The following is a 23,951-nucleotide window of genomic DNA, read 5'->3' on the forward strand; positions in this document are numbered from 1 at the left end:
TCTCCGCGCACGAGAAAGGCCTCGACACGCAGGTGTCGAGGCCCCGGGCCGCACAGCACGTGCTCGGTGCCCCCATGGGAGCACCGGGCACGACCGAGCGACGGTCGTCCTGATTCACCTGCGCAGGCCATCCCGTGCGGGATTTCTTCGGTCCCCCTCAGGTGAGGGCGACGACCGGCGGTCTTCGGTACCGGTAACTGTACCCGCTCCCGAGGCTGTCCCGCCACGGGGCGACGGGCGGAGTGGGTCACACGACCGGCTGAAGCCGGTGATCTGACCCACACCCGATGTTGTCAGTTCGACGCTAAGGGACCCACGTCCCGGTGGGCATTGCCGGAGGGGCGAGTGTCGGGGGCATCCTCGCCCCGGGACCTCGCCCACCTCATCTGGTCGTTCTTCCGCCAGCATTCATCAGACCATCGAACCTGCAGGCGAGGGCGGGACCAAGGACTCTGCTCGCCTCAGCGCACCCTTCCGCCACGACGAGCCGGGCGCCCCCTTCCCCGCCACGGCCCCACGGCAGCAGGAGCTCCCCGCGCCCCTTCAAAAAGCATTCTGACCTGCGCTTTCACCCAGTGTGGCGCTGTTGACGAAGTGAGGGTGGCAATCGACCGGGCATCCCTCTAGCGTGATCGGTGACGGACCACACGGGCCGTCGGCTCCCCCGCTCGCGGGGCCGAGCAGCCGAGACCAGAGGCAAGGACAGAACCGAGATCATGACCGGCAAAGCCGACAGCGCGACCACCTCTACCCGCAGCTCCACCGCGGCCGCCATCGACACCCTCGCCGAGCGCGCCTCCGAGGCCCTGGCCGCCTTCGACTCCTTCAAGCAGAAGGAGATCACCGCGATCGTCCATGCGATGGCCCTGGCGGGCGTGGATCAGCACATGCCGCTGGCCAAGCTGGCCGTCGAGGAGACCGGCCGCGGCCTCTTCGAGGACAAGTGCGTCAAGAACATCTTCGCCACCGAGTACATCTGGAACTCGATCAAGTACGACCGCACGGTGGGGATCATCGCCGAGGACAAGCAGAAGGGGATCATCGAGATCGCCGAGCCGGTCGGCGTGGTCGCGGGCGTCACTCCCGTCACCAACCCCACCTCCACCGTCATGTTCAAGTGCCTGATCTCGATCATGACCCGGAACCCGATCGTGTTCGCCTTCCACCCCAGCGCGCAGAAGTGCTCGGCCGCAGCCGCCCAGGTGATGCTGGACGCGGCCGTCGAGGCCGGCGCACCCGCCCACTGCATCCAGTGGATCGAGCAGCCCTCGCTGGAGGCCACCGATGCCCTGCTGAACCACCCGACGGTGGCACTCACCCTGGCCACCGGCGGTTCCGGCATGGTCAAGGCCGCCTACTCCACCGGTAAGCCGGCGCTCGGCGTGGGCCCGGGCAACGTCCCGGTGTACATCGAGCGGACCGCGAAGGTGTCCCGCGCCGTCAACGACCTGCTGATCTCCAAGACCTTCGACAACGGCATGATCTGCGCCTCCGAGCAGGCCATCATCGTCGACGAGGAGATCGCGGAGCAGGTGCTGGAGGAGTTCCAGGCCTTCGGCGCCCACGTGGTCACCGAGGCCGAGCGCGCCAAGCTCGAGGACTTCATGGTGACCGAGAAGGGCGGGATCGCCGCCTCCGTGGTCGGTCAGAGCGCCGAGGACATCGCCCGAGGCGCGGGCATCGAGGTGCCCGCCGGCACCAAGCTGCTGATCGCGCCCATCGAGGGCGTCGGCGAGGAGCACCCCCTCTCCCGCGAGAAGCTCTGCCCGGTGCTGGCCATGCTCACGGTGCCCGGCAAGAAGGAGGGCTTCGACCTGGCCCAGCAGATGCTGGAGTTCGGTGGGCTGGGGCACACCGCGGTCATCCACACCTCCGACGCCGCCATCGAGCGCGAGTACGGACTGCGGATGAAGGCCTGCCGCATCATCGTCAACGCCCCCAGTGCCCTGGGCGGCATCGGGGACGTCTACAACGGTCTGCTGCCCTCGCTGACCTTGGGCTGCGGCTCCTACGGCCACAACTCTGTCTCCCGCAATGTCAGCGCGGTGGACCTCATCAACGTCAAGCGGATCGCGGAACGGCGGAACAACATGCAGTGGTTCAAGGTGCCCCCGAAGACCTACTTCGAGCGGTACTCCGTGCAGTACCTCCAGAAAATGCCGGAGATCAAGCGGGTCTTCATCGTCACCGACCCGGGCATGGTCCAGTTCGGCTATGTGGACGTGCTGATCGACCACCTCAAGCAGCGCCGCGAGGAGGTCGCCTGGACGATCTTCTCGGACGTGGAGCCCAACCCCACCTCCACCACCGTGTTCAAGGGCGCCCAGTGGATGCGGGACTTCGAGCCGGACTGCATCATCGCCCTCGGCGGTGGCTCCGCGATGGACGCGGCCAAGGGCATGTGGCTGTTCTACGAGCACCCCGAGGCCAGCTACTTCGGCATGAAGCAGAAGTTCATGGACATCCGCAAGCGCACCTACCGCTTCCCGAAGCTGGGCCAGAAGGCGGAGTTCGTGGCCATCCCCACCACCTCCGGCACCGGCTCGGAGTGCACCCCGTTCGCGGTGATCACCGATGCGGAGACGCACGTGAAGTACCCGCTGGCGGACTACGCGCTCACTCCGACCGTGGCGATCGTGGACGCCCAGTTCGTGGACACCGTGCCGAGGCGCACCGCAGCCGACTCCGGCCTGGACGCGCTCACCCACGCGATCGAGTCGTACGTGTCGACCATGGCCAGCGACTACACTCGCGGCCTCTCGATCCGGGCGGCACAGCTCATCTTCGAGAACATGCGGGCCGCCGTGCTGGAGAACGACATGGAGGCCAAGGAGAAGATGCACAACGCCTCGGCGATGGCCGGCATGGCCTTCGCCAACGCGTTCCTGGGCATCGTGCACTCCCTGTCGCACAAGTGCGGGGCGGAGTTCGAGATCGCCCACGGCCGCACCAACGCGATCTTCCTGCCTCACGTGATCCGGTACAACGCCACCAAGCCGTTCAAGCACGCGATCTTCCCGAAGTACGAGAACTACCGGGCCGACAAGGACCTCGCGGACTTCGCACGCTTCATGGGCTTCCCGGCCGCCACCACGGAGGAGGGCGTGCAGTCGCTGATCGACGAGGTGACCCGCCTGGCCGAGGATCTCGGCGTCGAGCTGAGCCTCAAGGCCAACGGCGCCACCCAGGAGCACCTGGACCGGGTGATCGACGAGCTCGCCTACCGGGCCTTCGAGGACCAGTGCACCCCGGCCAACCCCAAGGAGCCCCTGGTGATCGAGCTCAAGGAGCTGATCCAGGACGCCTTCGAGGGCGAGGTCGGGTACACCAAGCGCACCGGCGGCGAGGTGAAGGAGCCCTCCACCACCGCCTCGGCCGTGGCGATCGGCGAGAAGGCCCCGGCGGCCGATGCGACCGACAACGACGCGGACGACACCGCGGAGTTCGTCGACTCCGTGGATCCCGAGCGCGAGCGCGAGCAGGGCAAGGCGTGAGTCGCTGAGCGGCTGAGCAGCTGAGAGGAGGGCCCTGCACCGGTGATCGGTGCGGGGCCCTTCGCTGAGTGCGGTCAGCCGCGCACAGCGGCTTGACCTCTCGTCCATGATCTAGATGATGCGGGTCGGGACATTGCCGTCTCCTGGGCGGAGTGCCACCGGGATGGCTCACGCAGACGACGCACCGGGCCGCCATCGACGCAGGGCTCGGTGCTGCGCGAGGGCCGCGATTGCGGCCATGACCAGTGCCGCCAGCACCGGCAGCACCGAGGTGGCCAGGAAGTATCCCGGCGGGAGGAATCCGTTGAACGGTGGAAGTGTGTAGGGGAACGTCGTGGCGAAGGCGGTGACACCGCCGGTGACGATGGCGGCCAGCAACGGGATCAGGACTCGACCGACTGCGACCCCGAGGGAGAGCCCCGGCCCGGGTGCCCACATGCTCAGCACCCCGAGCCGATCCGATGCTCCATCGGAGTCCCCGAGCACGACGCCGGAGATCGCCAGCGCCAGTAGCACTGTTGCCACTACTGCGATCAACGGGTGCCAGCGGTAGAAGCTGTCGTAGCCGGTCCAGTAGCCCAGCAGCCACTCTTCGCCGATGTTCGACAGCTCGGGGCGGGGCAGCACCTGCTGGGACAGTTCAATCGCGATCTCCTCGCGGGGAAGATCCTCGCCGTCCAGTGAGACGGCATAGATTGCGGGCGCTTCCCCATCGGGGGAGATATCCCAGGCGCTGCCCACAGCGATCTGCACCTCGTCGATGCCACCGAGCATCCAGCGTCCTCTGTCGTCATCCACCCGATCCGACGTCTCCAGCGGACCATCGGTGCACGGCAGGCCGAGCGCTCTCAGCGCATCGCAGGATCCGGTGACCGTTGCGCGGACCGGGTCGCTCGGGGAGTTCCCGTATTGGGTCATCACGGCGATGACATCACCGTTGCCCGAGAGCGCATCATCCACGAGCTGCGGCGCCTCATCACCGCTGCGGGAGGTGTCCAGTACCAGCAGGGAGTCCCCGAAGCGGTCTCGCAGGGCGGCGGCCTCCCTGAATGCCGAGGTGGTCATGGTGCCGAGCGTCATGAGGTGGGCCACGAGGATGATGACCAGGGCCATGCCGGCACTGAGGCGTCGCACCGCTCCCGGATCGGCCATCATGAGGCGTCCTGCGACCAGGGCGCTCACGCTGCCGTATCGCTGTCCCCACGCGGCGAGGGCACGTGCTGCGAGCGAGGTGATGATGCCGATGAACCCGGGAAGGCAGATGGCAACCGCTGCTATGCCGCCGTAGGTGACGAACAGCCGCAGGGCGCTGAGCTCCCATCGACCAGTGTTCAGCCACGCGATGATCATCGCCACGGCAGCAAGCGGAAGCGGAAGCATCTGCCTGAGCTTGTCCGGACGCTGGGAGGACCGAGGGCGGGTGCCACGGTGCCGTCGGAGCTGGTTCAGCCCGAGCAGCATTGCAGCGGCAATGCTCGCGCCGAGGAGGACAGCGCCGATCACCCACAGCAGATGGGCCCGCAGATCCGCCGATTGGATCGTGTAGCGGCCGATCGGGATGTAGAGATCAAAGACCATCAGAGCAGTGATGACTGCCCCCGCGCTCGTGATGCCTGCCGTGAAGGGAACCGCGAAGACACCGAGGAGGAAGGCGAGATCCTCCCTGCGCCCCGCGCCGAGGATGTGCAGCATCTGCCGCCGCTGGTCGCGTCGCGCGGATGCGGTGCGTGATGCGATGGCCATGAACAACAGGGCGGGGGCGATGACGCCGAGCGTAAAACCGATGGTGATGTTCCAGATGCCCCGTTGGCGCGCGGGGCCGCCGGTCAGCCCTTCGCTGGTCAGCTCAACGGGGGAAGGCATTCCGAACGATGAAACGGAGTAACCGAAGGTCTGCTGCTCGGTTGCAGCGCTGGGTCGGACATATGCGATGCGCTCTTGGGGTGAGACGAGACCGTCTCCCTGTACCTGCTGCTGGGACAAGACTCCATAGCGCTCGGCGATGATTGCACCATCAGGATGAGCGGCAAGTGCTGGTGACAGCACGACGGTCCCGGGCTCCGGCCAGGCCTCCAGCCCGGGAGGGAGGGGAGTGGATTCCTCGGGGACGACGATGATGACGTCGACCCATCGGTCCTCGACCGCGTCAGCGACGATGCGCCACCGTGCTCCCTCTGCCGTGGCGTCCTCACCGGAGAACCAGCCATCTGCGATACGGCTGTGGTCGGTCTCGAGCCGCTCCTGAAACGTCGCGCAGATGATCCCGAGGAACCCTGTGGACAGCACCATCGCAGCCGTGGCCAGCGCGATCATCGCCGAGGCGATACGCCGCTCGAAGTGTGTGGCGTCCCCCCGCCACCCAAGGCGAAACATCGTGGCCGCCTGAGGGGTGCTTCGGCCGATGCTCATGCAACCGCCTCCCACCGCGAGGACTCTCCTGGAACCGCCACAACGCGATACGAGGAATCGGCACGAGCCGCGAGGTCCGGATCGTGCGTCACCATGAGAACAGAGCTGCCCCACCGCTCGGGTATCGACAGCACGAGGTCACCGACCATGTCCCGGAACTCGGCATCGAGAGAACCGGTCGGCTCATCGGCGAGGACGAGCTGAGGCTTCGTGATGAGTGCCCTGGCCACGGCGACGCGCTGCCGCTCACCACCGGAAAGATCTCGTGTGAGGATCCCGGTGGCCTGCACGTCGAGATCACTCAGGAGCTGCGCTGCACTTTGACGGGCATCGTGGCGGCTCTGCCCCGCGAGCAGCGCCGCAACCTCGACGTTCTCCGACGGCTCGAGCTCATCGATGAGCTCACCGTGCTGGAAGACCATGGACACGGTGTGCCGGAGAAAATCTCGCCGCGCCGCCGAGCGCATTCTGATCACCGACTCGCCGTTGACAGTAATGTCCCCCGAGGACGGTGTCACCATGCCGAGGATCGCAGCGAGCAGAGAGGATTTTCCGCTTCCAGAACGGCCCTGCACGGCTGCCGACGCACCTGCTGGAAGCGTGAAATCAACACCGGAGAGGACTGTGCGTCGGCCGTAGGCGATGACGAGCTGATGAACCTCGAGCATGGGCGAAGAGACTTTCGTGAAGGAAGTACGTAGTGGGGAAGCGCCCGCCTCGGCCATGTGGCGCTGCCGAGGCGGGCGTGGCGAGAGTGGGGATCAGATGTACTGTCGCTTGGCGCAAGTATCAAGCTCGACGGGACGATCCAGGCACGCCCGGAAGGACGCTACCTTCTCCGAACCAGAGAGCTTTTGGGAGACGGTCTGGTTGTACGCCTTCGTCACCAGCTGGCGCTTGGCGCCAGTATTGAGCCAGAAGTCGCCGTAGACCCGATATCCATCTCCCTTGGTGTCCTTCACGGAGTAGGACGTGCGCGTGCTGGTTACATCGGCTCGGCCCGCACTATCAGCAAGGTAGGACGTGTAAGCACTCGCGGAGCTGAGCCCTCCGCCCAGCACGATGAGAGCTCCGGTCGCAGTAAGGATTGCCTTGGTCGTGAGGTTCTTCATCGAGGATCTCCTTCGGTGATGATGCGAGCCATCGTCGGCTCGCATCCACATCGTCACTGAGGCTCAGAGCCGCGGCATCATCTGGGCGAATGAACTACCGCCAGGCGGGGTCAGGGCGGGTCGATGAATCGGTACGCACGAGCCGTGACAAGCAGCTGTTGAAGGTTGCGTGCGTCGAGCTTCTGGCGGAGATGGCTGGTGTGCGTTTTCACGGTGTTGACGCTGATGACGAGGTGGGCGGCGATCTCCTCGTAGTTCCAGCCGCGGGCCAGCAGCTGCAGGGTCTGTAATTCCGCGGCGGTGAGGCGCGGCACCGGGTGATCTGTACCAGTGGAGGCATCGACCGCGTGCAGGAGCTCGGCCGTCTGCTCTCGCAGCGTTGCAGACGACGGTCCTGCCATGACGGAGAGCACGACGTCGACGAGCACATCAGCGGGGGCGTCCTTGGCCACAGCTCCGAGTGCTCCAGAGGCCAGGGCACGGCGCAGCGCCAGGCTCGGGCATGAGGTCGTGATGAGGATGATCTTGGCCTCGGCATCGTTGCGCATTATGCGCTCGGTGGCATCGATGCCGTTCATGCCGCGAGGCATGGAGACATCCATGAGGACGACGTCAGGCCGATGGGCCCGGAACAGCTCCACCGCAGCAGACCCTTCGTGCGCATGCGCGACGACCTCGATCTGACCGGAGGCCGTGATGGTCTGGGCCAGTGCGCGTGCGGTCCATGTGTCGTCGTCCACGATCAGGACCCGCACGACGTCCTTCTCTCCCGGGCGCGGATTCGCCGTCATAGGCACTCCTTGGCGTACCGCGCGGGGTCGAACAAGCGCCAGAACTGACACCGAATCTCGTGCCCATCGGGATGCTGAGCGATGGCCTCGGAATTGATATCTGGTCCGCGGGAGGGAACCTCGGTACGACCAGAGGGCACCCCGAACATGATGAGCACGGAGCATAGAATGATGAGCAGCGTCCTTCCCATAGAAGCATTGGATCGGTTACGTAGTCGGAGCGCATCATCTGCACGGATGAGCTTCAGGATGATCGGGCTGGCACTTGAGGGGGAGCGTGACGCGCACGTGGACCCAATGACCCCGCTGAGCCATGGTGCAGGCGCCATCGAGACGTCGTGCGCGATGCTCGATCGACCACGGTGCCGCAGGAAGATCGTCGCGGGGCGATGCTGGATTCGAGGTGGCGAGGATCAGCTCCCGGCCATGTGCCCCGGACGTGGTCGAGACTTCCAGGGTGGCCCGATCGGGCGACCCGGAGTGTTTGAGAATGTTCGTCATCAGCTCGAAGAGGATCAGCTGAACCTCCTCGGCGAAGCTGGCCGATACAGGCATGTCTGCGATGCTCACGGTACTGTGGATGGTGTACCCAGCAGCCTCCGTGCTGGAGCGGATCGTGAGCACCGTGCGCTCGATCTCCCGCAGCAGATCGACAGGGCTCGCTGACGACCGGGCGCCGTGGATCCGCGCAAGGAGCTGCCGGAGACCCAGTTGCGCCCGCGAGTTCACCAGAGCCAGCTCACCCAGGATCTGGCGATCCACGGTGGACTGAGGGGAGCCGGCAAGAACGGTGATGATCGCCTTCTGGGTCATCAGGGCGTTTGAGACGGTGTCGTGCGTGTCAGCAGCGTGTTGGAGCCGAATCCGCTCCAGCTGACGCTCTGCCTCGACGGCAGAGTCTGTTGCGTGGGCGACAGCGCGATTGAGATGGGTCTGGAGAAGCAAAGCTCCTCCCGCGAGGGCTATAGCGAATAGCCAGATTGCCCAGTCAACCAAGACGGGCGGATCCGTGGTGGGGTCCGGCCACGAGAAGGTCTGGATCATCGTGGCGAGGCCAAGCCCTGCTGTAGCACCGGTCAGGACGCTCCACCGCTGATGCACCATCGCTACCGCCCCTGAAACGATCAGCGGCAGGAAGAAGTTTCCCAGTGATGCCGGGAACAGAAGGATCTCTCCCAGGAATCCCACCGTGGAGGCCAGCGCAACTGCGCCAGGGAACCATGCCCCGAGCAGAGTGAGTACCGCGCTGGCAACCACCGTCGCCGCGTACAGCGGGCCGGGCTGATTGAAGTTTGTGGGCAACAGGCTTAGCACCATGAGGAACAGCGCGATGCCACGCACAGGGCCGTCGATCAGACGTGGCCCGAACACACGGCGTCGCCAGCGCATCGCCCGGGAGTCCTCCAACTCGCCGGGAAGCTCGAGCGTTCCGATGAACGTCATGACCTGATCATGCCGCACAGCGGAAGAACGGGGCGACTCTGCAGCGTCCCGCACACCGCGGGGTGGACGGGACACCTGACGAGCGTTGAGGGCTCAGGACCCTGGGGAATCAGCCCTCGGCCGACACGGCCTCCTCATCGGCCGTCTCATCGTGCCGAGTCTCCACGTCGTCCATCTTGGACTGCACCCAGGGGGCGATCGCGAACATGCCCAGGGAGACGAGCAGCGTCACGCCACCGAGGACCGCGTAGTACACGCCGTCGGAGAAACCGGACATGAGCTGGATGACCACGGAGGTGAGCCCCATGCCGACGGCCGGGGCGAGGTACCACAGCGTCATCGTCTGGGAGGCGAAGTGGCGCGGAGCGAGCTTGGTGGTAACCGACAGGCCCACCGGGTTCATAAGCAGCTCCGCGACGGTCTGCACGACGAACACGGCGATGAGGAACCAGAACGGGGCCAGCGCCGCACCGCCCGGGAAGGCGCTGAACCCGTAGCCCATCATGAGCGCCGAGATACCGATGATCACCAGCGAGATCGCGAACTTCTGCGCCGTGGAGGGGAAGCGCCCCTGCCGCTTCAGGAACAGCCAGCCCAGGATCGGGGCGAGGATCAGCACGAAGGTGGGGTTGAAGGACTGGTACGTCTCGGGGGTGAGCTCGAACAGGCCCAGCACCGAACGGTCCGTGTGCTCCAGCGCGACGGTGGCCATCTTTCCGGCGGCCTGCTCGAAGATCAGCACGAACAGGACGTTGCCCACCCACAGCGGGGCGAAGGCGCCCAGGTGCACCCGCTCCTCGGGCGTGACCTTGGGACTCTTCACCATGGTCACGAAGTAGACGCCGGCGGTGCCGAGGGCGAACAGGAACAGCGCCCAGGCGATCGCGCTGGTGAGCTCCCCCAGCAGCAGCTGGAACAGGACCACCAGCACCGTGGCGACCACGGCGATGACCACCGCGAGGCCCAGCAGCTTCTTCCCCTCCCCTGGCTTGAGCGGGTTCGGGACGGTGTACGCGAAGGTGGAGAGCTTCTTGCGGCCGTACCAGAAGGAGATGAGGGCCAGCGCCATGCCGATCGCGGCGGCGATGAAGCCGATGTGATGGAGCCGCCGACCAGGGTGGACATCCACGGGCCCAGGATGCGGTCGGCGAAAATGCCGCCAGGGATGGTCATGAGCAGCACGGCCGCGCCGTAGGCGGAGACGACCGCCTGTCCGGCGGTGGTGGAGAGCCCCAGGCCGCCGTTGGCGACGGTGTCCACGAGGAAGTACAGCAGGATCGCGCGCATGCCGAACCAGCTGAAGCGCTCCCACATCTCCACCTGCAGCATCCACGGCAGACCGCCGGGGTGGCCGATGAAGGAGCGGTCCTCGGCCGAGGGGCCGTGGCGCAGGGTGTCGGGGGCGAAGCGCATGCGCGGTGCCGTGGTGCCATCGGGCCCAAGGGCGGTGGCTCCGGTGCCGCCCGGACCCTGGCGAGAAGGCGGCTCGGTGTTGCGTGGAGGTCGGGACTCAGTCATGGGGAGAGGATCCTTCCAGACACATAGGGGCCTCCGGCGGTCCCAGTGCATCCGCGGGAGGCGTGCGGAGCTGCTCTGCTCCGGCGCATACAGGGTCCCGGTTCTCATCGGCGACGCTCACCTCGAAGGTCCCGAAATCACCATGGTGTCTCGCATCCCGGACTCATCGTATTAGCAGCGTTGCTCGCGCCGACGGCGGGCCGCGCAGTGCGCTGGGAACTGTGCGGTGGGTGCTTCGCGGTGGGCACTACAGACCGGCGCACGGCGGCCCCGTTATCGACGACGGCGCCCCGCCCACCGCTGGGGTGGACGGGGCGCCGTGAGAGGAACCGAGGAGTCTCAGGACTCGTCGGTGTCCTCCAGGAGGTTGCGGGTGCGGTTCACGTCGACCGGGATGCCCGGGCCCATGGTGGTGGACACGGTGATCTTGGTGATGTAGCGGCCCTTGGAGGAGGCCGGCTTCAGACGCAGGATCTCCTCGAGCGCCGCGACGTAGTTCTGCACCAGCTGCTCATCAGTGAAGGAGACCTTGCCGATGATGTAGTGCAGGTTCGCCGCGCGGTCGGTGCGGAACTCGATCTTGCCGCCCTTGATGTCGGACACGGCCTTGGCGGTGTCCATGGTGACGGTGCCGGTCTTGGGGTTCGGCATCAGGCCACGGGGGCCCAGCACGCGGCCCAGACGGCCGACCTTGCCCATCAGGTTCGGAGTGGCCACGGCCGCGTCGAAGTCGGTCCAGCCGCCGGCGACCTTCTCGATCAGCTCGTCGTCGCCCACCTCGTCGGCGCCGGCCTCACGGGCGGCGTCGGCCTGGGGGCCGGTGGCGAACACGATCACGCGGGCCGTCTTGCCGGTGCCGTTGGGCAGGTTGACGGTGCCGCGCACCATCTGGTCCGCCTTGCGCGGGTCCACGCCCAGGCGCATCGCGACCTCGACCGAGGCGTCGAACTTCGACGGGCTGGTCTTCTGGGCCAGACGCACGGCGTCCAGCGGCGAGTAGAGGCGGCCGTCCTCGATCTTAGCGGCGCCGTCCTTGTAAGCCTTGCTGCGGAATGCCATGTCGTCAGTCCTCCACCGTGATGCCCATGGAACGAGCGGTGCCGGCGACGATCTTCGCCGCGGCCTCGATGTCGTTCGCGTTCAGATCAGGCATCTTGGTCTCCGCGATCTCGCGGACCTGAGCCTGGGTGATCTTGCCGACCTTGTCGGTGTGCGGCGTCGCGGAGCCCTTCTGCAGGCCCGCTGCCTTCTTGATCAGCTCGGCGGCCGGAGGGGTCTTGGTGATGAAGGTGAACGAGCGGTCCTCGTACACCGTGATCTCGACCGGCACGATGTTGCCGCGCATGTCGGCGGTGCGATCGTTGTAGGCCTTGACGAACTCCATCATGTTCACGCCGGCAGCGCCGAGCGCGGGACCCACGGGCGGCGCAGGGGTGGCCTGGCCGGCCTGGATCTGGAGCTTGATGACGCTCGCGATCTTCTTCTTGGGAGCCATTGCTCTTCCTTACTGTGTCGTGGTCCGGGCGGAGCTCATCAGGCGCTCCTCCCACAATTGGCCCTGGGCCATCGCGCCGGGAACCGGGGTTCCGGCGCGGCGAGGGCCGGGTGCGACGCTACGGGAGCGCCGCGCGGACGTCGAGGGGGATCGGGAGTGATCTTCGTCGACGACCGAGTCTCAGATCTTCGCGACCTGGTCGAAGCCCAGCTCGACCGGGGTTTCGCGACCGAAGATCGACACCAGGACCTGCAGCTTCTGCGCCTCGGTGTGGATCTCGGAGATGGTGGCGGGCATGGTCTCGAAGGGGCCGTCCATCACGGTGACCGACTCGCCCACCTCGAAGGCCGGCATCTTCTGTGCGGCGGCGGCCTTGGTGGCCGAGCCGCTGCGCTTCTTCTCGGGCAGGCCCACGGACGGTGCCAGCAGCGAGTAGATCTCGTCGAAGGTCAGCGGCGTGGGATCGGTCGCGTTGCCCACGAAACCGGTGACGCCGGGGGTGTCGCGCACCACTCGCCACGACTCGTCGGTCAGCTCCATGCGCACCAATACGTAGCCGGGCACGCGCACGCGTCGCACGACCTTCTTCTGGCCGCCCTTGACCTCGGTGGCGTCCTCCATCGGGACCTCGACCTGGAAGATGTACTCCTCCATGTCCTGGGTCTCGATACGGGTGGTGAGCTGGGTCTTCACCCGGTTCTCGTGACCGGAGTAGGAGTGGATCACGTACCACTCGCCCAGGGCGGAGCGCAGCTGGCGCTTGAGGGCGACCAGCGGGTCCTCCTCCTCGGGCTCCTCGGCGGCGGGCTCCTCCGCGGTGGCCGCATCATCGGCCTGCTCGGTGATCTCCTCGCCCGCATCGGCGACGGCATCCGCCTCGGCCTCGGCATCGCCCGCATCCGTGGCATCCAGCGCGTCCTCGGCGTCGGCGCTCACCCCGAGGCCCTCGCCGTCGGGGTCCACGGAGTCGAAGGTGCCCAGGGCGTCATCGGCAGCCTCGGTCTGCACGGCAGAATCGACCTGCTCGCCGGCAGAGGCGTTCTGCGTCTCGGGGGACGAGGAGAACGACAGGGTGTCGTCGACGTCGTCGTAGGAGTCCTCACGGGATGCGTTCGGGTCGCTCACCATCGTGAACCTGCCTTCCTGGCGGCTGTGGATCGGATCGGGCCTGGTCGCGGACCCGGCTGGGTCTCGACGCGAGCTCAGAGCCCTTGGTCCGGGACCACGAACGCGATCCGGGACAGCCAGCTGGAGACGAAGTCGAGACCGAAGATGTACAGGATCATCGCGATGACGAACGCGAGGACCGTGATCGCGTAGACGATCAGCTCCTTGCGGGTCGGGACGACGACCTTCTTGAGCTCAGCGATGACCTGGCGGATGAACAGACCGATGGCCAGGAACGGGTTGCTGGACCCGTTTCCCCGACCGTCGCCGCGCGCGGGCGCCGACGGTGCGTGCTGGCTGGAGTTCACGTGTGGACTGTCCGATCTCGTCGAGGTCATCCGCATCCGGCCGGGCAGGCCCGGACGGACGGGCAGGGTAGACAGGGCTCGAACCTGCAACCTGCGGTTTTGGAGACCGCTGCGCTACCAATTGCGCCACTACCCTTCGCGGGGAAGGATCCCCGCGCGGCCCGGGGGCACGCCGCGGCAGCACGGTGGGGTGCTGTGACGCGCCGTAGCGGTTCGGGCCAGCGATCAGCATACAAGCCTCACGGACCCGGTGCGAATCGACCCGGGGCAGATCACATGGGCCGGACTTCCTGACGAACCCGGCCCGCCTCTGCCACGATGGGGGCGTGACCACCGCCGACGATCGCAGCCCCGCAGCCTCCTTCCCTGCAGCCGACCGCGCCCGCATCTCACGGCGCATCAGCTCCATCGCCCCGTCCGCCACCCTCGCCGTGGACGCCACCGCGAAGGCCCTCAAGGCCGCCGGTCGTCCCGTGATCGGCTTCGGCGCCGGTGAGCCGGACTTCCCCACACCCGCGCACATCGTGGACGCGGCACGGGATGCGGTGGGCGACCCCGCCAACCACCGCTACTCCCCCACCGCCGGCCTGCCCGCCCTGCGCCAGGCCGTGGCGGACAGCGCCACCCGGATGGGCGGCCTCACCGTGGAGCCGGGCCAGGTGCTGATCACCAACGGCGGCAAGCAGGCCGTGTACCAGGCCTTCGCGACCCTGCTGGATCCGGGCGACGAAGTGCTGCTGCCGGCCCCCTACTGGACCACCTACCCCGAGGCGATCCGCCTGGCCGGGGGCCGCGAGGTCACGGTGCTCGCGGGCGCCGACCAGGGGTACCTGCCCAGCCTCGCCCAGCTGGAGGCCTCCCGCACCGACGCCACCCGGGCCATCCTGCTGTGCTCCCCCTCGAACCCCACCGGCGCGGTGATGAGCGCAGATCAGCTGCGGGAGATCGGGCAGTGGGCGCTCGAGCACGGGCTGTGGGTGATCAGCGACGAGATCTACCAGCACCTCACCTACGACGACACCCCCTTCACCTCGGTGCTGTCCGTCGTCCCCGAGCTGGTCGACTCCACGCTCGTGCTGGGCGGGGTCGCCAAGACCTACGCGATGACCGGCTGGCGGGTGGGATGGATGATCGGCCCCGAGGACGTGATCGCGGCGGCCAGCAACCTGCAGTCCCACCTCACCTCCAACGTCAACAACATCGCCCAGCGCGCCGCGATCGCCGCTCTGAATGGCCCGATGGAGCCCATCGACCAGATGCGCGAGGCCTTCGACCGTCGGCGCCGGCTCATGGTCCAGAAGCTCTCCCAGGTGCCCGGCTTCACGGTCCCCACCCCCACCGGGGCGTTCTACGCCTTCCCGGACGTGCACGGCGCCCTGGGGAAGGAGATCCGCGGCACGCACGTGGAGACCTCGACCGAGCTGGCCGCGGTCATCCTGCAGGAGGCGGAGGTGGCCGCGGTGCCGGGAGAGGCCTTCGGCGCGCCCGGCCACCTGCGGTTCTCCTACGCCCTCAGCGACGAGGACCTGGCCGAGGGCATCGACCGGGTGATCGCCCTGCTCGGATCGTGAGCACCGGCTCCGCAGTGAGCACCGGGACAGGCCGGGACCTCGCGGCGCTCCCCAAGGCCCACCTGCACCTGCACTTCACCGGCTCGATGCGCCCGCAGACCCTGTGGGACCTGGCGGCGGAGCGGCGGATCCGCCTGCCGCGCTCCCTGACCGATGACACGGCCCTGCAGGTGGAGCCCACGCATCGCGGCTGGTTCCGCTTCCAGCGGCAGTACGACGCGGCGCGCGCGGTGGTGGACTCCGAGGGGGCGATGCGGCGCCTGATCCGGGAGGCCGCCGAGGACGACGCCGCCGAGGGCTCCGGGCGGCTCGAGCTGCAGGTGGATCCCACCAGCTACGCGCCGCACGTGGGCGGGCTGACCCCGGCCATCGAGATCGTGCTGGACGAGGCCCGCCTCACCGAGGACGCCACGGGCGTGAGCATCGGCATCATCATCGCCGCCTCCCGCACCCGTCACCCGCTGGATGCCCGCACCCTGGCTCGGCTGGCTGTCCGCCACGCCGAGCGGGAGCCGGGCCGGGTGGTCGGCTTCGGGCTCTCCAACGACGAGCGCCGCGGGGACACCCGTGACTTCGCCCCCGCCTTCCGGATCGCGAGGGAGGCGGGCCTGCTGTCGGTCCCGCACGGCGGTGAGCTGCTGGGCCCGGACCACGTGCGCGAGGTGGTGGACAGCCTGGCGCCCGACCGTCTGGGCCACGGCGTGCGGGCGGCCCAGGATCCCCGCCTGCTGGAGCAGATCGTGGAGCGCGGCATCGGGCTGGAGGTGTGCCCGGCCTCGAACGCCTCCCTGGGGGTGTTCCGGGAGGCCACAGACGTGCCGCTGCGCACCCTGGTCGATGCGGGCGCCCTGATCGCTCTGAGCGCGGACGACCCGCTGCTGTTCAACTCGCGTCTGCTGGACCAGTACGAGACCGCCCGGGCCATCGGCATGGATGACGGGGAGCTGGCCCACCTGGCCGCGTCCTCGATCCGGCTGTCCAGCGCACCCGAGCAGGTGCGCGCCCGCCTGCTGGGCGGGGTCGAGGAGTGGCTGCGCACCCCCGCCCCGCCGGCGGACTGAGGGCGCGCGCCCGCGTATCAGCGGTCCTGACCGGCGCCCTCACTGGGCAGGGCCAGGAAGAACACCGGCTCACCCAGCGACTGCTGGCGGAAGGCGTGGGCGATGGCACCGGCCACGGCCTCGGCCTGCTCCGCCTCCACCAGCGCGATCGTCGAGCCGCCGAAGCCGCCCCCGGTCATGCGGGCACCGTGGGCCCCCGCGGCGCGGGCCGCGTCCACGGCGACGTCGAGCGCCGGCACGGTGACCTCGTAGTCATCGCGCAGGGAGTCATGGGAGGCGTTCAGCAGGTCGCCGAGCTCCGCCAGGTGGTCCCGCACGCTGCCGGAGGACAGCAGCCCGTCGAACTCCTTGACGCGCCGGATCTCGGTGATCACGTGCCGGGCGCGACGGCGCACCGTGTCGTCCTCGATGCGGCCCAGTGCCTCCTCGAGCTGCTCGAAGGGGACCTCGCGCAGGGTGGGCACACCGATCAGCTCGGCGGCGCGCTCGCTGTCGGCGCGCCGGGCCACGTACTCGCCGTCGACGTGCGAGTGCTCGGCGCGGGTGTCGGTGATCAGCAGCGCCAGGCCCTGGGAGCCCAGGTCCCACGGCACGGGGCGGGTGGAGAAGTCGCGGCAGTCCAGGAACAGGGCGTGCCCGGCGCGGGAGAGCACCGAGGCGGACTGGTCCAGGCCTCCCGTGGAGGCACCGGCGAACTCGGTCTCCGCAGTGATCGCGGCCTTGACCCGCTCGAGGGGCGTGGTTCCCAGGCTCAGCAGGGACTCGATGGCCTCGGCGGTGGCGCACTCCAGTGCCGCGGAGCTGGACAGCCCCGAGCCCAGCGGGACGTGGCCGTCGATCAGCACGTCCATGCCCTGCGTGGCGGAGCCGGAGATGAACGAGCGCAGCGCCCACAGGACTCCCGCCACGTAGGCGGGCCATCCCTCGACCGCACCGGGGGCGAGCTCCCCCGCGTCGATGTCGAGTTCCACGTCGCTCTGGAGGGACCGCAGGCGCACGCGGTCGGTGGGGGTGCGTGCGGCCGCTGCGAAACACCGGTGGGAGATGGCCATAGGCAGGCACAGGCCGTCCTGGTAGTCCACGTGCTCGCCGATGATGTTGACACGGCCAGGGGCGGACCACACGCCGTCGGGGCTGTACCCGAAGGACTGCGCGAACGCCTCCTCCACTCGCTGTGCGGCCCGGGCGCGGTCCGGTGCCGTCGACAGCAGCCCCTGGGGCTGCGCATCCGCGTCCGGTCCGGGTGCCGAACCCGGGGCGGTCGTGCTCTCGTGGCCGGCAGGTGTGGTCATCAGAATCCTTCCGTGACGGACGCCGTCCCGGTCGGATCCGAGGTCCCCGGGATGTTCTCTTCAGCGGTTGGAGAGTCTATAAGGCACCGGGCCCATGATCAGGGACGCACGTCAGGGACGAACGGCGAGGCATGCCACCGAGGGGGACTCGATCGGCTCCCCCACCGTGCTCAGGCGCTCGCCCTCCACGCGCAGCACGTCGATGCGGTCGGCCTCCTGCGCCGCTACCAGCACCAGGTCGCCCAGCTGCGTGAAGTGGCGGGGGTGGGCCCCCACCTCGATCTCGGCGACCAGCCGGGGGCGCATCGCCACCAGGGACAGCAGGGAGATCGTGTCCGGGCCGCGGTTGGCGACCAGCAGGTGCCCCTCATCGGCGGTGAGCTCGAGGTGGGACGGCGCATTGGTGCCCTCATGCCCGCTGGCCTGCACCGTGGTGCGCACCGCCCAGCGGTACTGGGCACCGCGCACCGGGCGCGGCAGGTTCGGGTCGCTCTCGCCCTCCTGCCTCACGGCGGTGGCGACCGTTCCGTTGAGCTCGCAGGAGATGTGCAGCAGCTCGGACTCGTGGTCGGCCACCAGGTGGCGCGGCCCGCTGCCCCGGCGCAGGGGGATCTCGCCGGCCAGGTCGATCTGGCCGGTGGTGTCCTGCGCGTAGAGGAACACGCGGTCCAGCCCCAGGTCCGGGACGGCCAGCAGCTCGGTGCCGGGCATCTGGACCACTTGGTGGGGGTGCGGGTCCAGGCCGTCGGCGTGGTGGCGGTGGCTGTCGAAGTCGACTAGCTCCACGGGTACGCCCTGCTCGTCGAGGGTGACCGTCTCGACCGAGCCGGAGCCGTAGTCGGCGATCACCAGGGTGCGGGCGCGGTGGCCGTAGGCCAGGTGGCACGCCCCCTCCCCCTGCAGGGGGAGGTCGGCGACCAGCTCGGCGGTGGTGCCGTCCTCGCTCACGCGCAGCGCCACCAGGCGGCTGGGCGAGGTCTCCAGCACGGCGTACAGCAGGGTGCCGTCACGACTCCACAGCAGGAAGGTGGGATTCTCGAGCTCGACGGAGGCCAGGCGCTCGACGCCGCAAGCGGCCTGTCCCTGCCCCGGTGTCAGCCGCATCAGCTCTATTCCGGTGCCGCGGCCGGTGCCGCTGCGGGAGTACGCGCCGGTGGCGACGATCGCGGGGCTGCTCATCAGTTCTCCTTGTGCTCGGAGCGCCGCACCGGGGAGCTCTCGAGTTCCTCGAGGAGGCTGGGCGACAGCGCTGTCATCTCACCGGTCATCGTAGACGGCTCGAGATGCGCCGTCCGGCCCTTTCGTCTCGATCGCCGCAGACCCAGTGACATACGTCGCCTGCGCAGCGTGGTGAACGGGGAGGAGATGACCGGGGTGTAGGAGATGCGGCCGCGCGGCAGTCGTGCGATCAGCCGGGCGAGCGCCAGCTGGCCCAGGATCGCGCCGGCGGCGATGGCCACCGCCACCTCGGCGGCGCCGAACAGCTCCACCGCGCCCTCGGCGACGTCGCTGCCCAGCCCCAGCAGGCCCCGGAAGATGCGGCTGCCGGGAACCAGGGGGATCACACCTGCCATCACGATGGCCAGAGCGGGGGCCCGCAGCCGGTCGCCGATCACCACGGAGACCGCGCCCACCAGGAACGCGGTGATGGCCACGGCGTACACCCGGTCCAGCACCAGCACCGACAGCACGTGGGAGGTGACCGCCGAGCCGACGGCCACCACGGCCGTCCAGGCGAGGATGCGGGCGGGCACCTGGGTGCCCACTCCGTAGCCCAGGCCCATCCCGGCACCGGAGACCACCAGCACCAGCACGGAGATCAGCGAGACCGGCATGGAGGCGCTCACGGAGATGTCGGCCCCCAGGCGATCGGCCAGCAGCAGTCCCCCGCGGACCCCTGCCACCACGCCGACGGTGAGCATGAGGGTCTCCAGGATCCGCCCGGAGGCGGTGATGTACCAGCCCGTGACAGCATCCTGCATCGCGCCGAAGGAGGTCAGTCCCGCCAGCTGCACGATGATGCAGGCCACCACCACGATCGAGGAGTTCACGGTGGGGTCGATCATGTCCACCACCACCGCGGTGAGCACACCGACCAGTCCCCCCAGGGCCTGGGAGTAGAACTGCGGGATGCGCCACCGGGTCAGGTACTCCCCGGCCAGGATCAGGATCCCGGCCGCGAGGGTCGCGGCGGTGGCGACCAGGGGCTTGGCACCCAGGCTCAGGGCAGCGGCACCGCCCATCATCGCGAAGCCGGCGGTGACCAGTCCCAGGTGGTAGGCGGCCTTCTGGCGCGGGATCTCCTCGGCCAGGCGCCGAGCCTCGTCCAGGTCGAGGTCACCGGCGATGTAGCGGTGGGTGATGTCCTCGAAGGCGGCCAGGCGCGAGAAGTCCTGCACTCTCGCGCTCGCCGAGCGCACCCGGGTGAAGGGCGCGGAGAGCTGATCGGGAAGATAGGAGATGGTCACCTCGTCGAAGGTGACCTGGACCGAGACGTTGCGCAGGCCCGAGGAGCTGGTGACCCGCAGGACGGTCGCGGTGACCTCGGAGGCGGCAGCACCGTTGGAGAGCAGGCCCTCACCGATCCTCATCGCGAGGTCGAACACGGCGTGCAGGCGCGCGGTATCGGTGGGCACGATCCTGATCGTGTCACACTGTCTCGCGTGTTCTCCAACGCACCGGACCCCCGCTCCCGACCGACTCCGTCACAGGCGCTGCAGGCCCTGATCGACGGCAACCTCCGCTTCGCCGAGGGCCGCCCGCGCCGCCCCCACCAGGACGATGCGCATCGTCGGGCCCTGACCGACGGTCAGCACCCGCACGCCGTGGTGCTGGCCTGCTCGGACTCGCGGGTGAGCGTGGAGATCCTGCTGGACCAGGGGTTCGGCGACCTGTTCGTGGTGCGGACGGCGGGACACGTGCTGGACCGCTCGGTGGTGGCATCGGTGGAGTTCGCGGTGGCGCAGCTGGGGGTCTCCGTGGCCCTGGTGCTGGGGCACGAGTCCTGCGGCGCCGTGGCCGCGGCCCAGCGCTACCTGGTTGACGGGCACGACCTGCCCGGTTCCATGCCCGCACTGGTGGAGGGCGTGCGCGACCACCTCGATCCCGAGGATCCCTCCCATGACGCGGTGGCCCGGCACGTGCGCGGCACGATCACCGATCTGACGGCCGGCTCCGCCCTGGTGCGCGAGGCCCAGCGCTCCGGACTGCTGTCCGTGGTGGGCGGGGTGTACGGCCTGGGTGACGGACGCATGGTCCTGGTCCAGGACTGACGGCTCTCAGGTCCCCTGGGGCTGAGGCGCTCCCGTGGATCAGAGGTTCGGTGAGGTCGAGAGTACGGCGAGCCCCGCCGCGATGACCAGCATCACTGCGGCGTCCACGGCGCGTGAGCGCACGGCGAGCGCCCCGACGGCGGCGGTGGGCAGCACCAGTCGCATCACTGCCAGCACGGCCATCAGTGCCGCGAGCAGCATGCCGGCCAGCGGCACCGCACCCAGCGCACCGACCACCAGGATCACCGCCAGCGCGAGCAGTGCCACGGTGAGCACGGCCTGGCGTCGGAGCGCCGCGCGCACCGTGAACGGTGAGGGGTCGGAGATCACCGGCCCATCGTACGGTGCCGCCGATCCGGCTCGGGAGGCCCCGGCGCGGGATACGCTGAGCGGGGCCGTCAGAGCCGTCGGCCCCGGACCGTCGGCACGCCCCGGCGGCCCCTCCCCGCCGGCCCCGTCGACGCGGCCACACGCATCCATCCCCCGGAGGACTCCCCCGATGACCAGTTCCGCCACTCGCCGCGAGCACGACCTGCTGGGCGACCGCGACGTGCCTGCCGATGCCTACTACGGGATCCAGACCCTGCGCGCCCAGGAGAACTTCCACATCACCGGGGTGCCGGTGAGCCACTTCCCCAAGCTGATCATCGCGCTGGCGCAGGTAAAGCGGGCAGCGGCTCGCGCGAACCGGCAGCTGGGAGCCCTGGACGAGCGCCGGGCCGAGGCCATCGAGCAGGCCTGCGCGGAGATCGTGGACGGTGCTCTGCACGAGCACTTCGTGGTGGACATGATCCAGGGCGGCGCCGGCACCAGCACCAACATGAACGCCAACGAGGTGATCGCCAACCGCGCGCTGGAGATCCTGGGCCTGGAGCGGGGCGACTACGAGCAGCTGCATCCCAACAACCATGTGAACCTGGGCCAGTCCACCAACGACGTGTACCCCACGGCGGTGCGCCTGGCGATGCTGCTGTCGTTCCCGGCTCTCGCCGAGGCGATGGATCAGCTGATCGGGACCCTGCGGGAGAAGGGCGAGGAGTTCTCCGACATCCTCAAGATGGGCCGCACCCAGATGCAGGACGCGGTGCCGATGACCGTGGGCCAGGAGTTCCGCGGCTGGGCCACCACCATCGCGGAGGACGTCGAGCGCCTGACCCGCACCTCGCGCCTGTTCCAGGAGGTCAACCTGGGGGCCACCGCGATCGGCACCGGCATCACCTCGGATCCTCGCTACGCGGAGCTGGCCACGCGCGAGCTCGCCGAGCTCACGGGGATCCCGTTCTCCGTCTCCGCGGATCTGGTGGAGGCCACCAGTGACACGGGCGCGTTCGTCACCTTCTCCGGTGTGCTCAAGCGCATCGCGGTGAAGATCTCCAAGATCTGCAACGATCTGCGACTGCTCTCCTCCGGGCCCCGTGCGGGCTTCGCCGAGCTGCGACTGCCTGCCGTCCAGCCCGGCAGCTCGATCATGCCGGGCAAGGTCAATCCGGTCATCCCCGAGGTGGTCAACCAGGTGGCCTTCGAGGTGATCGGCAACGACATGACCGTCACCTTCGCCGCTGAGGGCGGCCAGCTGCAGCTGAACCCCTTCGAGCCGGTGATCTGCTTCAACATCCTGGAGTCCACGCGCATCATGACCCGGGCGATGACCACGCTGGCGGAGCGCTGCATCGCCGGGATCGAGGTGAACCGGGACGTGGTGGACGGGTACGTGCGCCACTCGATCGGGGTGATCACCGCACTGGTGCCGGTGATCGGCTACGCCGCCGCCACCGAGGTGGCCAGCGAGGCCCTGGAGACGGGCCGGCCGGTGGCGGACCTGGTGCTGGAGAGGGGCCTGCTGGACGAGCGGCGCCTGGCAGGGCTGCTCTCACCTGCCTCGATGACCCGCCCGGTACGGCCCACGGCCACCGGCACGATCCCGGCGCTCACGGTCGCGGAGGAGCCCCCGGCTGCCGAGGAGCGGACCGCCGAGGACGAGGAGCGGACCCACGAGAGCTGACTGGCTACTCGTCGGCCTCCTCCTGCTTGCCGCGCATCACGAGCTTCGGATCGGGCTCACCGACCACGTCGTGGTCCTTGCCCTCGTACTCGAACTGGGACAGGAAGTAGCGCATCGCATTGAGCCGTGCGCGCTTCTTGTCGTTGGAGCGGATGATGGTCCAGGGCGCGTACTTCTTGTCCGTGCGGCGGAACATCTCCAGCTTGGCCTCGGTGTACGCGTCCCAGCGGTCCAGGGACTCCAGGTCCATCGGGGAGAGCTTCCAGCGGCGCACCGGGTCCAGCTGGCGGATCGCGAAGCGGGTGCGCTGCTCCTTCTGGGACACGGAGAACCAGAACTTGGTGACGTGGATGCCGGAATCCACCAGCATCCGCTCGAAGTGCGGGACCTGGTTCATGAAGGTCTCGTACTGCTCCGGGGAGGCGAAGCCCATCACCCGCTCCACCCCGGCGCGGTTGTACCAGGAGCGGTCGAACAGCACCATCTCCCCGGAGGTGGGCAGGTGCTGGATGTAGCGCTGGAAGTACCACTGGCCGCGCTCGCGGTCGCTGGGCTTGTTCAGCGCGACCACGCGCGCGGTGCGGGGGTTCAGGTGTTCGGTGAAGCGCTTGATGGTGCCGCCCTTGCCGGCCGCATCGCGCCCCTCGAAGATGATGATCGACTTCTGGTCGTTGTCCTCGAGCCAGTACTGGTACTTCAGCAGCTCCACCTGCAGGCGGTACTTCTCCAGCTCGTACTCGTCGCGGTCCATGCGGGTCTCGTACGGGTACCCCTCCTGCCAGGTGTACACCGGGTTGCCCTGCGGGTCGATCAGGTCCGGGTCCGGGGTGTGGCCGTCGGTGACGGAGTAGCCCTCGTCCCGCAGGTGCTCGATGTACTCGCGCAGACTCTGGTTGTCGGGGATCTTCACCGTTGCTCTCCTTCGATCACTCGCCTGGGTTACCGCTCACTCTATTGCCCCGGTCCGACAGCTTTCCGTGACCCCTGCGTCCGCGAAGCGCGAGCCGCGAGCCGAG

General features: G+C 68.5%; 20 protein-coding genes and 1 tRNA gene. 5 read left to right on the plus strand and 16 right to left on the minus strand.

Going from position 1 to position 23,951, the window contains the following annotated elements:
• Positions 1-716 precede the first annotated feature (716 nt).
• Entirely contained in the window at positions 717-3,494 is a 2,778-nt protein-coding gene (adhE, locus tag M4D54_RS04690) for a bifunctional acetaldehyde-CoA/alcohol dehydrogenase (RefSeq protein WP_259890516.1), read from the plus strand.
• A 168-nt stretch (positions 3,495-3,662) separates the two neighbouring features.
• Here adhE and M4D54_RS04695 read toward each other — a convergent pair whose 3' ends face one another.
• The 11 genes from M4D54_RS04695 to M4D54_RS04745 form a co-directional block, all read right to left on the minus strand.
• On the minus strand, positions 3,663-6,017 hold the full coding sequence (locus M4D54_RS04695) for a hypothetical protein (protein WP_193864417.1): 2,355 nt from the start codon (positions 6,015-6,017) through the stop codon (positions 3,663-3,665).
• Positions 5,900-6,571 carry an ABC transporter ATP-binding protein gene (locus M4D54_RS04700; RefSeq protein ID WP_193864416.1) on the minus strand — a complete coding sequence of 224 codons (672 nt, stop codon included), beginning with the start codon at positions 6,569-6,571 and terminating at the stop codon, positions 5,900-5,902. The genes M4D54_RS04695 and M4D54_RS04700 overlap by 118 nt, the downstream gene beginning before the upstream one ends.
• A 93-nt stretch (positions 6,572-6,664) precedes the next feature.
• Positions 6,665-7,015, minus strand: coding sequence for a hypothetical protein (locus M4D54_RS04705; protein WP_193864415.1), 351 nt, complete (start codon positions 7,013-7,015; stop codon positions 6,665-6,667).
• A 110-nt stretch (positions 7,016-7,125) separates the two neighbouring features.
• Positions 7,126-7,806, minus strand: coding sequence for a response regulator transcription factor (locus M4D54_RS04710; protein WP_193864414.1), 681 nt, complete (start codon positions 7,804-7,806; stop codon positions 7,126-7,128).
• A gap of 225 nt (positions 7,807-8,031) precedes the next feature.
• Entirely contained in the window at positions 8,032-9,249 is a 1,218-nt protein-coding gene (locus M4D54_RS04715; protein WP_259890518.1) for a hypothetical protein, read from the minus strand.
• Positions 9,250-9,358: 109 nt separating this feature from the next.
• On the minus strand, positions 9,359-10,378 hold the full coding sequence (locus M4D54_RS04720; RefSeq protein WP_259792147.1) for a peptide MFS transporter: 1,020 nt from the start codon (positions 10,376-10,378) through the stop codon (positions 9,359-9,361).
• Between the two features lie 728 nt (positions 10,379-11,106).
• Positions 11,107-11,826 (minus strand): 50S ribosomal protein L1, encoded by a 720-nt coding sequence (gene rplA / locus M4D54_RS04725; protein ID WP_193864411.1) that lies wholly within the window; start codon positions 11,824-11,826, stop codon positions 11,107-11,109.
• 4 nt (positions 11,827-11,830) lie between these two features.
• Positions 11,831-12,262, minus strand: a complete 432-nt coding sequence (gene rplK / locus M4D54_RS04730) for a 50S ribosomal protein L11 (protein WP_193864410.1) — start codon at positions 12,260-12,262, stop codon at positions 11,831-11,833.
• Between the two features lie 180 nt (positions 12,263-12,442).
• Positions 12,443-13,390 (minus strand): transcription termination/antitermination protein NusG, encoded by a 948-nt coding sequence (gene nusG / locus M4D54_RS04735; RefSeq protein WP_193864409.1) that lies wholly within the window; start codon positions 13,388-13,390, stop codon positions 12,443-12,445.
• Between the two features lie 74 nt (positions 13,391-13,464).
• Complete coding sequence (gene secE / locus M4D54_RS04740; protein ID WP_193864408.1) at positions 13,465-13,737, minus strand: preprotein translocase subunit SecE; 273 nt, start codon at positions 13,735-13,737, stop codon at positions 13,465-13,467.
• Positions 13,738-13,800: 63 nt separating this feature from the next.
• Positions 13,801-13,873 (minus strand) — tRNA-Trp (locus tag M4D54_RS04745).
• 190 nt (positions 13,874-14,063) lie between these two features.
• Between M4D54_RS04745 and M4D54_RS04750 the strand changes: the two genes are divergently transcribed.
• Both M4D54_RS04750 and M4D54_RS04755 read left to right on the plus strand, forming a co-directional pair.
• Positions 14,064-15,308 (plus strand): pyridoxal phosphate-dependent aminotransferase, encoded by a 1,245-nt coding sequence (locus tag M4D54_RS04750; protein ID WP_193864407.1) that lies wholly within the window; start codon positions 14,064-14,066, stop codon positions 15,306-15,308.
• Between the two features lie 86 nt (positions 15,309-15,394).
• Positions 15,395-16,369: an adenosine deaminase gene (locus M4D54_RS04755; RefSeq protein ID WP_250646938.1), complete on the plus strand. Its 975-nt coding sequence runs from the start codon at positions 15,395-15,397 to the stop codon at positions 16,367-16,369.
• A gap of 17 nt (positions 16,370-16,386) precedes the next feature.
• Here M4D54_RS04755 and galK read toward each other — a convergent pair whose 3' ends face one another.
• The 3 genes from galK to M4D54_RS04770 form a co-directional block, all read right to left on the minus strand.
• Positions 16,387-17,661: a galactokinase gene (galK, locus tag M4D54_RS04760; RefSeq protein ID WP_259890523.1), complete on the minus strand. Its 1,275-nt coding sequence runs from the start codon at positions 17,659-17,661 to the stop codon at positions 16,387-16,389.
• Between the two features lie 111 nt (positions 17,662-17,772).
• Entirely contained in the window at positions 17,773-18,840 is a 1,068-nt protein-coding gene (locus M4D54_RS04765) for a beta-propeller fold lactonase family protein (RefSeq protein WP_193864406.1), read from the minus strand.
• On the minus strand, positions 18,840-20,297 hold the full coding sequence (locus tag M4D54_RS04770; RefSeq protein ID WP_193864405.1) for a threonine/serine exporter ThrE family protein: 1,458 nt from the start codon (positions 20,295-20,297) through the stop codon (positions 18,840-18,842). The genes M4D54_RS04765 and M4D54_RS04770 overlap by 1 nt, the downstream gene beginning before the upstream one ends.
• A 27-nt stretch (positions 20,298-20,324) precedes the next feature.
• Between M4D54_RS04770 and M4D54_RS04775 the strand changes: the two genes are divergently transcribed.
• Complete coding sequence (locus M4D54_RS04775) at positions 20,325-20,933, plus strand: carbonic anhydrase (protein WP_193864404.1); 609 nt, start codon at positions 20,325-20,327, stop codon at positions 20,931-20,933.
• Between the two features lie 39 nt (positions 20,934-20,972).
• Here M4D54_RS04775 and M4D54_RS04780 read toward each other — a convergent pair whose 3' ends face one another.
• On the minus strand, positions 20,973-21,263 hold the full coding sequence (locus tag M4D54_RS04780; RefSeq protein ID WP_193864403.1) for a DUF3017 domain-containing protein: 291 nt from the start codon (positions 21,261-21,263) through the stop codon (positions 20,973-20,975).
• Positions 21,264-21,432: 169 nt separating this feature from the next.
• Between M4D54_RS04780 and M4D54_RS04785 the strand changes: the two genes are divergently transcribed.
• On the plus strand, positions 21,433-22,935 hold the full coding sequence (locus tag M4D54_RS04785; RefSeq protein ID WP_193864402.1) for an aspartate ammonia-lyase: 1,503 nt from the start codon (positions 21,433-21,435) through the stop codon (positions 22,933-22,935).
• A 4-nt stretch (positions 22,936-22,939) separates the two neighbouring features.
• Here M4D54_RS04785 and ppk2 read toward each other — a convergent pair whose 3' ends face one another.
• Positions 22,940-23,845: a polyphosphate kinase 2 gene (gene ppk2, locus M4D54_RS04790; RefSeq protein ID WP_193864401.1), complete on the minus strand. Its 906-nt coding sequence runs from the start codon at positions 23,843-23,845 to the stop codon at positions 22,940-22,942.
• Positions 23,846-23,951: the final 106 nt, after the last annotated feature.

Source organism: Brachybacterium sp. p3-SID1565, from assembly GCF_025143785.1.
GTDB lineage: Bacteria > Actinomycetota > Actinomycetes > Actinomycetales > Dermabacteraceae > Brachybacterium > Brachybacterium epidermidis.

Coding starts and splice junctions, on each gene's coding strand:
- M4D54_RS04710 (WP_193864414.1), bottom strand. CDS start 7,806: ATGACGGCGAATCCGCGCCCGGGAGAGAAGGACGTCGTGCGGGTCCTG.
- galK (WP_259890523.1), bottom strand. CDS start 17,661: ATGACCACACCTGCCGGCCACGAGAGCACGACCGCCCCGGGTTCGGCA.
- M4D54_RS04715 (WP_259890518.1), bottom strand. CDS start 9,249: ATGACGTTCATCGGAACGCTCGAGCTTCCCGGCGAGTTGGAGGACTCC.
- M4D54_RS04705 (WP_193864415.1), bottom strand. CDS start 7,015: ATGAAGAACCTCACGACCAAGGCAATCCTTACTGCGACCGGAGCTCTC.
- M4D54_RS04755 (WP_250646938.1), top strand. CDS start 15,395: ATGCGCCCGCAGACCCTGTGGGACCTGGCGGCGGAGCGGCGGATCCGC.
- M4D54_RS04785 (WP_193864402.1), top strand. CDS start 21,433: ATGACCAGTTCCGCCACTCGCCGCGAGCACGACCTGCTGGGCGACCGC.
- rplK (WP_193864410.1), bottom strand. CDS start 12,262: ATGGCTCCCAAGAAGAAGATCGCGAGCGTCATCAAGCTCCAGATCCAG.
- nusG (WP_193864409.1), bottom strand. CDS start 13,390: ATGGTGAGCGACCCGAACGCATCCCGTGAGGACTCCTACGACGACGTC.
- M4D54_RS04700 (WP_193864416.1), bottom strand. CDS start 6,571: ATGCTCGAGGTTCATCAGCTCGTCATCGCCTACGGCCGACGCACAGTC.
- rplA (WP_193864411.1), bottom strand. CDS start 11,826: ATGGCATTCCGCAGCAAGGCTTACAAGGACGGCGCCGCTAAGATCGAG.
- adhE (WP_259890516.1), top strand. CDS start 717: ATGACCGGCAAAGCCGACAGCGCGACCACCTCTACCCGCAGCTCCACC.
- M4D54_RS04765 (WP_193864406.1), bottom strand. CDS start 18,840: ATGAGCAGCCCCGCGATCGTCGCCACCGGCGCGTACTCCCGCAGCGGC.